This window comes from Fictibacillus sp. KU28468, assembly GCF_026153615.1.
GTDB classification, from domain to species: Bacteria; Bacillota; Bacilli; order Bacillales; family Fictibacillaceae; genus Fictibacillus_C; species Fictibacillus_C marinisediminis.
This window is the reverse complement of sequence record NZ_CP110666.1, coordinates 2,626,758-2,640,109: the sequence shown is the minus strand read 5'-3', so window position 1 is coordinate 2,640,109 and position 13,352 is coordinate 2,626,758. Positions and strand designations below refer to the sequence as shown.

The window sequence follows — 13,352 nt, the reverse complement described above, 5'->3', positions numbered from 1 at the left end:
GCTTATGGCGATGATAAGCTAAATAATTTAGGCTTTGGATTGTGCTTGGCCTTCAGCCTGTGCTAAAATTTGAAAGTATAAACTTAGGAATCGGAGGAAACAAAGTGTACTATTATCTTCTAGCACTTTTGGTGCTTGGTCTCGACCAGGTGACAAAATGGTGGATCGTTAAAAACATGCATTATGGACAAAGTATTACGGTCATAGAAAATGTTTTTTACATAACCTCACATCGGAACAGAGGAGCTGCCTTCGGTATTCTGCAAAATCAGATGTGGTTTTTTGTCATCATTACGATCGCTGTTATCGCTGCGGTCATCTATTATATGCAGAAGCACGCTAAACATCAGCCGTTGCTGCGAACAGCGCTTGGTCTTGTGCTCGGGGGAGCAACCGGGAACTTTTTAGACCGTATCATCAGGAAAGAGGTCGTTGACTTCCTGGACGTCAAGATATCGAACTATAACTATCCGATATTCAATGTGGCCGATTCCGCACTGGTTATTGGTGTCATACTAATTTTTATTCAAACATTAATGGAAAGCAAGAATAAGAAGGAGAACATGAATGGAGCACATCGAGGTTAAAATAGAGGAAGAACAACAGTCTGAGCGAATTGATAAGGTGGTAACTTCCATTGAATCAGACTGGTCGCGGTCTCAAGTCCAAAATTGGGTGAAGGACGGCATGGTAACGGTCAACGGCAAAACGGTCAAGACCAATTACAAATGCAGTGCAGGGGATATTATCTCCATCACGATTCCCGAACCGACAATCTTGGATGTTGAAGCAGAAGAATTGAATCTTGATATTGTCTATGAGGATTCCGACGTGCTAGTCGTGAATAAGCCAAGAGGAATGGTGGTTCATCCGGCTCCTGGAAATTATTCAGGTACTCTCGTTAATGGTCTCATGGCTCATTGCAAGGATTTATCAGGTATAAACGGAGTTCTTCGGCCTGGCATCGTCCATCGTATTGACAAAGATACCACGGGTCTTTTGATGGTTGCTAAAAATGATATGGCCCATGAATCATTAGTGAGCCAGCTAAAAGCAAAGACTACGACACGGAAATACAAAGCCATTGTTCATGGCGTCATGCCTCACGACAAGGGAACCATTGATGCACCGATCGGGCGTGATAAAAGTGACCGCCAAAAGATGACGGTTACGGATGAAAACAGCAGAGACGCGGTAACCCATTTTAATGTTCTGGAAAAGTTCAATGATTTCACATTTGTTGAATGCCAGCTGGAAACAGGCAGAACACACCAGATTCGTGTGCATCTGAAATATATCGGTTTTCCTCTTGCAGGAGATCCGAAATATGGCCCCAAAAAGACGCTTGATATCAATGGACAAGCCCTCCATGCAGGTTTGATCGGTTTTGAACATCCTCGCACAAAGGAATATATGGAATTTGAAGTTCCTCTTCCAGAAGATATGGAACAGCTGCTCGACAATCTTCGACGGAAAATGGGTTGACAGCGTCCTCCCTTTCTGTAATAATAAGGTCAAATGAATAGTCCTTTAACAACAGTCCCGTGAGGCTGAGAAGGAAAACGGATTTAGGCTGCAGGCCTAACTAAGTCCTCTCGCCCATACGGTGAGGGGACTTTTTTTATGGGCCGCTTAAAGGATAAGCATTAACGAACGAAAAAGAAGGTGACAAGTCATGCAAAAGGCAGTCATTATGGATGATCAGGCGATCCGCCGGGCACTGACAAGGATTGCTCATGAGATCATTGAACGGAACAAAGGAATTGAAAATGTGGTCCTGGTAGGCATTAAAACAAGAGGTGAATATTTGGCGAAGCGCCTTGCAGAACGAATTCAGAACATTGAGGGGAAACCAGTCAAGGTGGGAGACATCGATATCACCCTTTACCGTGACGACCTTAAAGTAAAGACCGAGAATCTTGAACCTGAATTAAAAGGAACGGATATTCCTGTGGATATTGCCAATAAAAAAGTAATATTGGTGGATGATGTTCTGTTCACAGGCAGAACGGTAAGAGCGGCGATGGACGCCGTCATGGACATCGGCCGCCCTGCTTCGATCCAGCTGGCTGTCCTCATCGACAGAGGCCACCGCGAACTGCCGATAAGGGCTGATTATGTCGGCAAGAATGTACCAACATCAAATAATGAAATCATTTCTGTTTCCTTAGCAGAGGTCGATGGAGCTGATGAAGTATCCATCCACGAAAACAATAAATAGCGCACTGTCCCTTTAAATCGAGTCCAGAGAGACTAGCAAGGGAGGTATGGATAGACAGGCTGCACAAATAGGCAGACCTGTGTATTCAGCACAACCTCCTTCACTTGCAACGGAGGTATTTTTTATGGATAAAAACAGAAATATTGAAATTACAGATCAACAGGAAACACGCCATGCCATACTGGATGTGCGTGAAGTACCGAAAATTCACCAATGGCTGACGTTAAGCCTGCAGCACCTTTTTGCCATGTTCGGTGCTACGGTTCTTGTACCATTCCTGGTTAAACTGGATCCAGGGGTCGCACTGGTCTCAAGCGGTTTGGCAACATTGGCTTACTTGCTTGTGACAAAAGGCCAGATTCCCGCTTACCTTGGTTCATCCTTTGCGTTCATCACTCCAATCATTACCGTTAAAATGCTGGGCGGACCTGAAGCCGCGATGGTCGGAAGCTTTCTTGCCGGGCTTGTTTACGGAGCAGTAGCTTTGATCATTAAAACAAGCGGGCTGAAATGGCTGATGAGAATTATGCCCCCCGTTGTAGTCGGTCCTGTCATTATCGTTATTGGACTGGGGCTCGCCAATACAGCAGTTAAAATGGCAATGAACAATCCACATACAAACGAGTATAGCTTGTCCTACTTTTCAGTCGCTTTGTTCACACTGGCTGTCACGATCATTTGCTCGATGTATTTAAAAGGAATCTTTGGAATCATTCCCATCCTGATCGGTATCATCGCCGGATATCTCTTTGCCTTTGCGAGGGGGATGGTGGATTTGTCGAAAGTAAAGCAAGCTAGTCTCATCGATGCACCAGACTTCATGTTTCCGTTTGTATCCTACACACCGCATTTTTCCTGGTCGATCGCATTTATCATGATGCCGGTGGCTACAGTTACAATCGCCGAGCATATCGGGCATCAGCTTGTACTGAGCAAGGTTGTCGGCCGAAACTTTTTAGAAAAACCAGGTCTGCATCGCTCCATCCTCGGTGACGGCATCGGGGTAATGATCGGTTCTTTCATAGGTGGACCCCCAGTGACCACATATGGTGAAAACATAGGAGTCTTGGCCATCACGAGAGTGTTCTCCGTTTTCGTTATCGGGGGAGCGGCAGTGACGGCCATCTGCTTCGGGTTTTCAGGAAAGGTCACTGCACTTATCAGCTCTGTACCAACACCGGTCATGGGCGGTGTTTCCATCCTTCTCTTTGGGATCATTGCTTCATCGGGGCTCAGGATGCTGATTGATAATCAAATTGATTTTGGAAACAAACGAAACCTGATCATCTCTTCCGTCATCCTTGTTACAGGGATCGGGGGAGCGGTCCTCCAATTTAGTGAAACTCTGCAGATCACCGGCATGGCGCTGGCCACTTTGATCGGTGTGTTCTTAAATCTTGTCCTTCCAGGACGAGAAGATGATTCTGAACTACTGAATAAGATGTTCGGAGTATCTGAAAACGACCCAGCTGCATAATGAACACCTTTTAAATGAGTCCGAGAGGCTTAGAAGGGTGAACCAGTTTGAAGAGCGTATACGCTTCTTCAAATCTGGCTGCACCCTGACAAGAAAACGTCAGGGTGTTTTTTTAGGAAAAATTCAAAAGGAGCTGATACTATGAAAAATTTACTCACGATGAAAGATCTGTCAGTTCTAGAGATCGAACAGATCCTGCATGATGCACACGCGTTTGCCAAAGGAGAGCGATGGCAGCCGGAAGGCCAGACGTTCACAGCCAACCTGTTTTTTGAACCGAGCACGAGAACGAGAATGAGCTTTGAAGCAGCCGAACGGAAATTAGGACTGGATGTATTAAACCTTGACTGCGCCTTCTCGAGCACCCAAAAAGGGGAAACTCTTTACGATACGGTCAGAACACTTGAAGAAATCGGTGCGGCTGCCGCAGTTATCCGGCACCGTAAAGACCGGTATTTTGATGAACTGGCCGGCAGAGTAGGAATTCCGATCATCAATGCAGGTGACGGATGCGGAAACCATCCTACCCAGTCATTGCTTGACTTGCTCACCATCCAGCAGGAATTCATCGTCCTGCAGGGGTTAAAGGTAGTTATCGTCGGTGACATCAGGCATAGCCGTGTTGCGAAATCCAATGCGGAAATTCTAGTTCGTCTAGGCGCAAAAGTTTATTTTTCAGGACCGAGAGAATGGTATGACAGTGAACTGGGTGAGAATGGCTATCTTACGATGGATGAAGCGGTTGAAACAGCAGATGTACTCATGCTGCTGCGGATTCAGCACGAACGCCATGATAACAAGAGCAGCATGACGGCTGATCAGTATCACGAAAAGTACGGATTGACCGTTAAACGGGAAAAAAGAATGAAAGACCATGCCATCATAATGCATCCCGCCCCTGTAAACCGGGGAGTAGAGATTGCCGACGAACTTGTGGAATGTGATCGTTCAAGAATTTTTAAGCAGATGAACAATGGAGTTTTTGTCAGAATGGCGGTTCTTAAATGGGCTCTGGAAACCAATTCAAAGGAGGAAACAAAGAATGGGCATCTTGTTAAAGGGTGGTAAAGTACTGACTGGGACAAATGGTTTAAAAGTACAGGACATTTTAATCGAGGATACAAAAATAGCAGATCTGGGCGAGTCACTGCCTGAAGAAGGCCATAAGGTGATTGACGTGTCAGGGAACCTGGTTACTCCGGGACTTATCGATCTACATGTCCATTTGCGGGAGCCTGGCGGAGAACATAAAGAAACGATTGAAACAGGAACAAAAGCAGCTGCAAGAGGAGGATTTACGACAGTTGCCGCCATGCCGAACACTAAACCGGTGCCTGACAACGCTGCACAGCTTCAATGGGTGAATGAAAAGATCAAAGAGACAGCTTCCGTTCGTATCCTTCCATATGCTTCGATCACAACCAGGCAGGCAGGCAAGGAACTTACTGATTTTGAAGCGTTAAAAAACAAAGGTGCGTTTGCCTTTACAGATGATGGAGTAGGTGTCCAGTCGGCGGACATGATGCTTCAGGCGATGAGGCTGGCTAAACAGAGCGATGCGGTTATCGTTGCTCACTGTGAAGAGAACACACTGATCCATAAAGGATCGGTACATAAAGGAGATTTTGCAGAAAAACATGGACTAAATGGAATCCCTTCCGTATGCGAAGCGGTTCAAATTGCCAGGGATGTTCTTCTGGCAGAGGCAGCTGGAGCCCGCTATCACGTCTGCCATGTGAGTACGAAAGAGTCTGTTCGTGTGATAAAAGATGCGAAGGCTGCAGGAATCAAAGTAACAGCTGAAGTAACTCCGCATCACTTGCTATTGTGTGATGAAGATATACCAGGATTAGACACGAATTATAAGATGAATCCTCCGCTGAGAGGAAATGAAGACAGAAAAGCGCTGATTGAAGCCTATAAATCCGGGGTTATTGATTTTCTGGCGACTGATCATGCGCCTCATAGCAAAGATGAGAAAGACCAGGGAATGGAACTTGCTCCTTTCGGTATCGTTGGTCTGGAAACAGCCTTCCCGCTTCTATACACCAATCTTGTTCAAAAGGGAGTTTTGACCCTGCAGGAACTGGTTGACGGGTTTACGCGGAAGCCAGCTGATTCGTTCAATCTTCCTTACGGAAGATTGGAGATTGGAGCGGAGGCGGACCTGACGGTGATCGACTTAAATCATGAAGAAAAAATAGATCCTGAAAACTTTGTTTCAAAAGGAAAGAATACACCGTTTGCAGGTTGGAGCTGCAAAGGATGGCCCGTACTTACGATTGTAGAAGGCAGCTTTAAGTATGAAAAGGAGAGTGTAAACGCATGAAACGGATTCTGGTTTTAGAAGACGGTACCGTATTTCACGGAGAAGGATTTGGAAGTGCAATCGATCAGGAAGGCGAAGTTGTCTTTAATACAGGGATGACGGGCTATCAGGAGATCTTGTCCGACCCTTCCTATTGCGGACAAATCGTGACACTGACATACCCGATGATCGGAAACTACGGCGTTAACCGCCAGGACTTTGAATCCATCTCACCTGCTGTTCACGGACTGATCGTCAACGAAGCGTGTTCAATGCCCAGCCACTATCAGTCCCTCGGGACGCTTGACGAACTGTTAAAAGCAAAAAATATACCGGGCCTAATGGGAATCGATACAAGAAAGCTAACTCGTTTAATCCGGAAACATGGAACGCTGAAAGGCAAGATTGCTTCAGCTGAGGCTGATATAGCTGCCATCGTAGAAGAGCTTAAATCTGCGCCGCTTAAAACGGACCATGTTCAATCTGTTTCTACGAAAACACCTTATCATCTCCCAAACACAGGTCGAAGGGTCGTCGTAGTGGATTATGGGGCAAAAAGCGGGATCTTAAGAGAACTGTCACAGCGCAGCTGCGATGTGGTTGTGGTTCCCTACAATACAACAGCAAAGGAGATCTTACTGCTGAATCCAGACGGTATTCTTTTAAGCAATGGCCCTGGAGACCCTAAGGATGTGCCGGAAGCCCTTCATATGATCACCAGCATTCTGGAAGAAGAAATCCCGCTGTTTGGGATCTGCTTAGGCCACCAGCTGTTCGCGCTGGCAATGGGGGCAAATACAGAAAAACTGAAATTTGGCCATCGCGGCTCAAACCATCCTGTAAAAGACCTACAGACAGGAAAAATAACAATGACGGCACAGAACCACGGGTATACAGTCAGCCCCGAAACCCTTGCCGGAACGGAGCTTAGATTAACGCATACCGCTGTCAATGACGGAACTGTCGAAGGATTGGGACACAAAGTAAAACCCGCATTTTCAGTGCAATACCATCCAGAAGCCTCTCCAGGTCCTATGGATGCCAATCCGCTGTTTGAAAAGTTCATGAACATGATGAAAACTACCAAGGAAGAGGGGAAAGAAATATGCCTAAACGCTTAGACATTAAAAAAATACTTGTGATCGGATCAGGTCCGATCGTCATTGGACAAGCTGCAGAGTTTGATTATGCCGGTACACAGGCTTGCCAGGCGTTAAAAGAAGAAGGCTATGAAGTTATCCTTGTCAACTCCAATCCGGCGACCATCATGACCGATACCTCGATGGCAGACAAAGTTTTCATAGAGCCGCTTACGGTTCCGTTTGTCAGCCGGATTATCCGCCAGGAACGCCCAGATGGACTTTTAGCCACACTTGGCGGACAGACAGGCTTAAACCTTGCTGTGGAATTGTCAGAGAGCGGCATTCTTGAAGAATGCAATGTGGAACTGCTTGGAACAACACTTTCAAGCATTCAACAGGCAGAAGATCGTGAACTTTTCAGAGGGCTGATGAATGAACTGAACGAACCGGTGCCGGATAGCGAGATTATCCGTACGTATGAAGAGGCAGCAGCATTTACGGCAGAAATCGGCTATCCCGTGATCATTCGCCCAGCTTTCACCCTCGGTGGGACAGGCGGGGGAATTGCCAGTGATGAAGAGGAACTGAAAGAAATCGTAACGAGCGGCTTGCTTGCCAGCCCTGTACACCAGGTCTTGCTTGAAAAGAGCATTGCCGGATTCAAAGAAATTGAGTATGAAGTGATGCGTGACAGCAACGACACATCCATCGTTGTCTGCAACATGGAAAACATCGATCCTGTCGGCATCCATACCGGGGATTCAATCGTAGTTGCACCAAGCCAGACGCTGAGCGACAGAGATTACCAGCTTTTAAGAAACGCTTCTCTCAAGATTATTCAGGCATTAAAGATAGAGGGAGGATGCAATGTCCAGCTTGCTCTCGATCCTGACAGCAGCAACTATTACATTATTGAAGTAAATCCAAGGGTAAGCCGGTCGTCTGCGCTAGCCTCAAAAGCAACAGGTTATCCCATTGCCAAGATCGCAGCTAAAATTGCTGTCGGCTACAGACTGGATGAGATCAAAAACCCGGTCACAGGCTCCACTTACGCAAGTTTTGAACCGGCACTAGATTACATCGTAACAAAGATTCCGAGATGGCCGTTTGATAAATTTGAAGGAGCAAACCGAAAGCTCGGTACCCAGATGAAAGCAACGGGAGAAGTGATGGCGATCGGAAGGAATTTGGAAGAGTCATTGCTGAAGGCGGTCCGCTCGCTTGAAACAAAATGCTATCATCTTGAAATCAGCAATCCGAAGCAGACAAGAGAAGAATTGATCCCAGTACTGGTCAGCGCAGACGATGAGCGTTTATACCATATCGCGCAAGGTTTCAGAATCGGAATGACGGTAAGGGACATTTGGGAGCTGACGAAGATCGATGTTTTCTTCCTTGAAAAGATCAAAGGAATCATTGACCTTGAGCAGAAAGTGCTTAACAAAGTTGGTGATTTAGGATTGCTGCGTGCCGCAAAAGAAAAGGGCTTCAGCGATGTATGGCTGGCGAAAGCCTGGAACATGCCTGAGAAAGAAATCTATGAACTTAGAATGAAGAAGGATATCAAGCCTGTGTACAAGATGGTAGACACATGTGCGGCAGAGTTTGAGTCTGAAACGCCATATTACTATGGAACATACGGTGAAGAAAATGAATCGTTACGAACAGAAAGAGAAAGCGTCCTTGTTCTCGGTTCCGGACCGATCCGGATCGGTCAGGGCATCGAATTCGACTATGCGACCGTGCACACAGTCTGGGCGATCAAAGAAGCCGGCTATGAAGCGATCATCATCAATAACAATCCAGAAACAGTGTCCACAGACTTCAGTACATCGGATAAGCTTTATTTTGAACCGTTAACCGTAGAAGACGTGATGCATGTCATCGATCAAGAAAATCCAAAGGGAGTGATTGTCCAGTTTGGCGGGCAGACGGCCATCAATCTTGCGGATGCTTTGCATGAGCGAGGGGTAGCCATCCTTGGAACCTCACTTGACAACATGGATAGAGCAGAAGACAGAGACCGGTTTGAACAGGCGATGAAAGAATTGAACATTCCTCAGCCGGAAGGAGAAACAGCGTTTTCTGTCAAAGAAGCACAGGTTATTGCAGAGAGAATCGGCTATCCGGTCCTCGTTAGGCCGTCCTACGTTCTGGGAGGCAGAGCGATGGAGATCGTCTATAAAGAAAAAGAACTTCTTCAATACATGGAGAATGCGGTGAGAGTAAATCCTGAACATCCTGTCTTGATCGACCGTTACCTTGAGGGCAAAGAAGTAGAAGTTGACGCGATATCCGATGGAGATGATGTATTCATTCCAGGAATAATGGAGCACATCGAACGTGCGGGCGTTCACTCTGGTGACTCCATTGCCGTCTATCCGCCTCAGCGATTGACGCCTGAACAGAAAGATAAAATTATCGAACGTACGATCTCAATGGCAAGAGGCCTCGGAATCATCGGACTTCTTAACATCCAGTTCGTGCTGCATGGCGAAGAGGTCTATGTATTGGAAGTCAATCCAAGATCAAGCCGAACAGTACCTTTCTTGAGCAAGATTACAGGTATTCCGATGGCCAACCTGGCAACCAAAGTGATTCTTGGAACACCACTGAAAGAACTGGGCTACGAAACAGGATATGCTCCAGAAAAAGAAGAAGTTTTCGTTAAAGTACCCGTGTTTTCTTTTGCCAAAATGCGCCGGGTGGATACGTACTTAAGTCCGGAGATGAAGTCCACTGGAGAAGTGATGGGAAGAGATACCACGCTGCAAAAGGCGCTATATAAAGGACTTGTGGCTTCAGGAATGAAAATGCCGACATATGGATCTGTACTGTTCACCGTAGCAGATAAAGACAAACCAGAAGCGCTCCGCTTGATGAAGCGTTTCTACGAAATCGGCTATACGATCATGGCGACAGAAGGAACAGCGAACTATTTGCAAGAGCAGCAGATCCCTGTGACGGTTGTTCACAAGATCGGAAGCAAGGAAAGAAACCTGCTTGATGTGATCCGCCAGGGCGAAGCGCAATTTGTGGTCAACACGCTGACGAAAGGAAAAGTTCCTGCACGCGATGGATTCCGCATACGAAGAGAATCGTCCGAAAACGGAGTGGTGTGTTTAACAAGTCTTGATACTGCAGAAGCCTTGCTTGGTGTCCTTGAGTCCTTGACCTTTACAGCCAGACAAATGCCAGCTTTTGAAAAGGATCGTGTTCTCATATGAAAAAGGAACTGGTAGAAGTAGTTTCTCAGAAGGAGATTGCTCGTCACATTTTTGAACTGATAGTACAGGGAAATGTTGTTAAGGAAATGACTTCTCCCGGCCAGTTTGTCCACATACGAGTCACTGACACATTTCAGCCTTTGCTCAGAAGGCCGATTTCTATCTGTGATGTGGACCTGGATAGCCGGACCCTGACGATGCTTTACCGCAAAGAGGGCACGGGTACCGCTTTGCTCAGCCAAAAAAAGGAGGGCGAGAAAATCGACCTTCTCGGACCGTTAGGAAACGGGTTTCCTCTGGACAAGCTCTCCCAAGGACAGACAGCGCTGCTTGTCGGCGGGGGTATCGGTGTGCCTCCCTTGTACTATCTGGCAAAAAAACTGCGCAGCCAAGGAATCAATGTGATATCCGTACTTGGATTCCAATCTGCAGAAGACGGATTTTACAGTGAGAAATTCGCCGAGCTAGGAGAAGCATATGTTTCAACGGTGGATGGATCTCAAGGGACTAAAGGGTTTGTAACAAATGTGATAAAAAACAAAGATTTACATTATGACCTGCTGTTTTCGTGCGGACCCACTGTCATGCTAAAAGCTTTGGAACAGCAGGTGCCTTCAGCTGATGGTTACTTCTCTTTAGAAGAACGGATGGGATGCGGAATCGGAGCTTGTTTCGCCTGTGTTTGCCATGTGAATGGAGGGCTTCCCTCAGACTATGTGAAAGTATGCAGCAATGGTCCGGTATTCCCGATTGGTGAGGTGGTATTATGAAACGTCTTGAGGTAAGTCTGCCAGGTTTAAAAATGAAGAATCCGATCATGCCTGCTTCAGGATGTTTTGGATTCGGCCGTGAATATGCAGGATTTTATGATCTGTCAGTCCTTGGGGCTGCTGCCATTAAGGCAGCCACCGTTGAAGCGAGGTTCGGCAATCCTACACCAAGGGTGGCCGAAACCCATAGCGGGATGCTCAACGCGATAGGATTGCAGAATCCTGGTGTGGATCAAATCATGGAAAAAGAACTGCCTTTTCTTAAATCGTATGACCTTCCGATCGTTGCCAATATCGCTGGATCAACAGAAGAAGATTACTGTGAAGCCGCAGAGAAGATGTCCAGCCATCCTCAAGTCTCTGTTTTGGAGCTGAATATATCATGTCCGAACGTAAAAGAAGGCGGCATTCAGTTTGGAACGGATGCGAGAACAGCAGCCGCACTGACAAAAAGAGTGAAAGCCGTCTCGTCCAAGCCGGTGTATGTTAAATTGTCTCCAAACGTTGCAAATATTGCCGAGATGGCAATAGCGGTAGAGGAAGCTGGGGCGGATGGTCTTTCCATGATCAACACGCTTTTAGGTATGAGAATCGATTTGAAAACACGAAAACCGATTTTAGCCAATAAAACTGGCGGGTTGTCAGGACCAGCGATCAAGCCAGTGGCGATCCGCATGATCCATGAGGTGAGCCAGGCGGTATCCATCCCGATCATTGGAATGGGAGGCGTCAGCTGTGCGGAGGATGTGATCGAATTCATGCTGGCCGGTGCTTCTGCAGTCGCGGTCGGAACGGCGAACTTTGTAGATCCGTTCATCTGCCCGGATATTATCTCACAATTGCCGGAATTGCTTGAGAAAATGAACGTCAGCCATATCAGAGAAATAATCGGAGGGAGCTGGAGGGAATGCGAAGTCCCGTCATTATCGCGCTAGATTTTCCGGGTAAAAAAGAAGTAGAAGCGTTTATTGAACCATTTGAAGGACAAGAGGCCTGGGTAAAAGTTGGGATGGAGCTGTTCTATGGAGAGGGACCTCAACTGGTCTCTTATCTGAAAGAAAAAAAGTTCCGGATCTTTCTTGATTTAAAGCTTCATGATATTCCGACAACGGTCCGAAAAGCGATGGAACGAATTGCCGCTCTCGGAGTCGATATGGTAAACGTTCATGCAGCAGGGGGGCGAGAAATGATGAGAGGTGCCATCGAAGGGCTGGAAGCTGTAGCAGGTCCAGAAAAGCGTCCTCTCTGCATCGCGGTGACCCAGTTAACCAGTACATCGTCACAGATGCTCAAGGATGAATTGCTGATCGGCGAATCCATGGAGTGGGCGGTCAGCCATTATGCAAAGCTTGCGAAAGAAAGCGGGCTTGATGGCGTGGTCTGTTCACCGCTTGAGGTGCCATACATCAAGAGGGTCTGCGGACAAGCATTTCTAACCGTAACTCCCGGGATCAGGCTTAAAGATGATGATAAGAACGATCAGAAGAGAACCGCTGACCCTGCAGTAGCCAAAGAGCTAGGATCTGATTACATTGTGGTGGGAAGAAGCATTACCGGGTCTCTTGATCCATTGCAAACATACGTAAATATCGAAAAAGAATGGGGGATTTTACATGAAACAACAAATCGCTAAAGACCTGCTTTCCATTGAAGCCGTTACACTTTCGGTGGAACATCCGTATACTTGGTCATCTGGAATGAAATCTCCTATCTATTGCGACAACCGCCTGACACTCTCCTATCCAAACGTGCGCAATGAGATCGCAGAAGGATTGAAGAACCTTGTTCTAGAGCATTTTCCGGAAACGAACATGATCGCGGGAACAGCAACAGCCGGGATTCCGCATGCGGCACTGCTTGCAGACCGTCTTGACCTTCCGATGAGCTATGTGAGGAGCAGTGCAAAGTCTCACGGAAAAGGCAAACAGATCGAAGGGAAAGCGGAAGCCGGAATGAACGTGGTAGTGGTCGAAGATCTGGTTTCAACTGGAGGGAGCGTCATTACTGCCGTTCAGGCACTTAGGGAAGCAGGCTGCAATGTACTTGGAGTTGTTGCGGTCTTTTCTTACGAACTTGCCAAAGGGGCGGATAATCTGGCAGCCAACAACATAAACGTGCAAACTCTCACCGATTTTAGTACATTAATAGAAACAGCCTCTGTGGAAGGCTATATTTCTCAAGATGATCTCTCGTATTTGCTCTCTTGGAAAGAAAATCCGGAGAACTGGCTTCAAAACGCATAGCGGGAGAATGGAAGGAGCGCTTCT

The 13,352-nt window shown here is 46.8% G+C and carries 12 protein-coding genes; all 12 read left to right on the top strand.

Going from position 1 to position 13,352, the window contains the following annotated elements; genetic code table 11:
• The first annotated feature begins 104 nt into the window (after positions 1–104).
• The 12 genes from lspA (at position 105) to pyrE (ending at position 13,328) form a co-directional block, all read left to right on the top strand.
• Positions 105–587 (top strand): signal peptidase II, encoded by a 483-nt coding sequence (gene lspA, locus OKX00_RS13650; protein ID WP_053354560.1) that lies wholly within the window; start codon positions 105–107, stop codon positions 585–587.
• Positions 568–1,485, top strand: a complete 918-nt coding sequence (locus tag OKX00_RS13645) for an RluA family pseudouridine synthase (RefSeq protein WP_053354559.1) — start codon at positions 568–570, stop codon at positions 1,483–1,485. Before lspA ends, OKX00_RS13645 begins: the two co-directional genes overlap by 20 nt.
• A 190-nt stretch (positions 1,486–1,675) precedes the next feature.
• A complete protein-coding gene (gene pyrR, locus OKX00_RS13640; protein ID WP_265407709.1) occupies positions 1,676–2,221 on the top strand; it encodes a bifunctional pyr operon transcriptional regulator/uracil phosphoribosyltransferase PyrR in 546 nt (181 codons plus the stop codon).
• A gap of 124 nt (positions 2,222–2,345) precedes the next feature.
• Complete coding sequence (locus OKX00_RS13635; protein ID WP_265407708.1) at positions 2,346–3,698, top strand: solute carrier family 23 protein; 1,353 nt, start codon at positions 2,346–2,348, stop codon at positions 3,696–3,698.
• 141 nt (positions 3,699–3,839) lie between these two features.
• On the top strand, positions 3,840–4,766 hold the full coding sequence (locus tag OKX00_RS13630) for an aspartate carbamoyltransferase catalytic subunit (RefSeq protein ID WP_265407707.1): 927 nt from the start codon (positions 3,840–3,842) through the stop codon (positions 4,764–4,766).
• A complete protein-coding gene (locus tag OKX00_RS13625; RefSeq protein WP_265407706.1) occupies positions 4,741–6,027 on the top strand; it encodes a dihydroorotase in 1,287 nt (428 codons plus the stop codon). Before OKX00_RS13630 ends, OKX00_RS13625 begins: the two co-directional genes overlap by 26 nt.
• Positions 6,024–7,127 carry a carbamoyl phosphate synthase small subunit gene (locus OKX00_RS13620; RefSeq protein WP_265407705.1) on the top strand — a complete coding sequence of 368 codons (1,104 nt, stop codon included), beginning with the start codon at positions 6,024–6,026 and terminating at the stop codon, positions 7,125–7,127. The genes OKX00_RS13625 and OKX00_RS13620 overlap by 4 nt, the downstream gene beginning before the upstream one ends.
• A complete protein-coding gene (carB, locus tag OKX00_RS13615) occupies positions 7,112–10,315 on the top strand; it encodes a carbamoyl-phosphate synthase large subunit (RefSeq protein ID WP_265407704.1) in 3,204 nt (1,067 codons plus the stop codon). The genes OKX00_RS13620 and carB overlap by 16 nt, the downstream gene beginning before the upstream one ends.
• The gene (locus tag OKX00_RS13610; protein WP_265407703.1) at positions 10,312–11,085 is read left to right on the top strand and encodes a dihydroorotate dehydrogenase electron transfer subunit; all 774 of its coding nucleotides are present in this window, start codon (positions 10,312–10,314) and stop codon (positions 11,083–11,085) included. Before carB ends, OKX00_RS13610 begins: the two co-directional genes overlap by 4 nt.
• Entirely contained in the window at positions 11,082–12,020 is a 939-nt protein-coding gene (locus tag OKX00_RS13605; RefSeq protein WP_062231669.1) for a dihydroorotate dehydrogenase, read from the top strand. The genes OKX00_RS13610 and OKX00_RS13605 overlap by 4 nt, the downstream gene beginning before the upstream one ends.
• Positions 11,993–12,718, top strand: coding sequence for an orotidine-5'-phosphate decarboxylase (gene pyrF, locus OKX00_RS13600; protein ID WP_265407702.1), 726 nt, complete (start codon positions 11,993–11,995; stop codon positions 12,716–12,718). The genes OKX00_RS13605 and pyrF overlap by 28 nt, the downstream gene beginning before the upstream one ends.
• Positions 12,699–13,328: an orotate phosphoribosyltransferase gene (gene pyrE / locus OKX00_RS13595; protein ID WP_265407701.1), complete on the top strand. Its 630-nt coding sequence runs from the start codon at positions 12,699–12,701 to the stop codon at positions 13,326–13,328. Before pyrF ends, pyrE begins: the two co-directional genes overlap by 20 nt.
• Positions 13,329–13,352 lie beyond the last annotated feature (24 nt).

Coding starts and splice junctions, on each gene's coding strand:
- OKX00_RS13620 (WP_265407705.1), top strand. CDS start 6,024: ATGAAACGGATTCTGGTTTTAGAAGACGGTACCGTATTTCACGGAGAA.
- OKX00_RS13625 (WP_265407706.1), top strand. CDS start 4,741: ATGGGCATCTTGTTAAAGGGTGGTAAAGTACTGACTGGGACAAATGGT.
- OKX00_RS13635 (WP_265407708.1), top strand. CDS start 2,346: ATGGATAAAAACAGAAATATTGAAATTACAGATCAACAGGAAACACGC.
- OKX00_RS13630 (WP_265407707.1), top strand. CDS start 3,840: ATGAAAAATTTACTCACGATGAAAGATCTGTCAGTTCTAGAGATCGAA.
- OKX00_RS13610 (WP_265407703.1), top strand. CDS start 10,312: ATGAAAAAGGAACTGGTAGAAGTAGTTTCTCAGAAGGAGATTGCTCGT.
- pyrR (WP_265407709.1), top strand. CDS start 1,676: ATGCAAAAGGCAGTCATTATGGATGATCAGGCGATCCGCCGGGCACTG.
- pyrF (WP_265407702.1), top strand. CDS start 11,993: ATGCGAAGTCCCGTCATTATCGCGCTAGATTTTCCGGGTAAAAAAGAA.
- OKX00_RS13645 (WP_053354559.1), top strand. CDS start 568: ATGGAGCACATCGAGGTTAAAATAGAGGAAGAACAACAGTCTGAGCGA.
- OKX00_RS13605 (WP_062231669.1), top strand. CDS start 11,082: ATGAAACGTCTTGAGGTAAGTCTGCCAGGTTTAAAAATGAAGAATCCG.
- pyrE (WP_265407701.1), top strand. CDS start 12,699: ATGAAACAACAAATCGCTAAAGACCTGCTTTCCATTGAAGCCGTTACA.
- carB (WP_265407704.1), top strand. CDS start 7,112: ATGCCTAAACGCTTAGACATTAAAAAAATACTTGTGATCGGATCAGGT.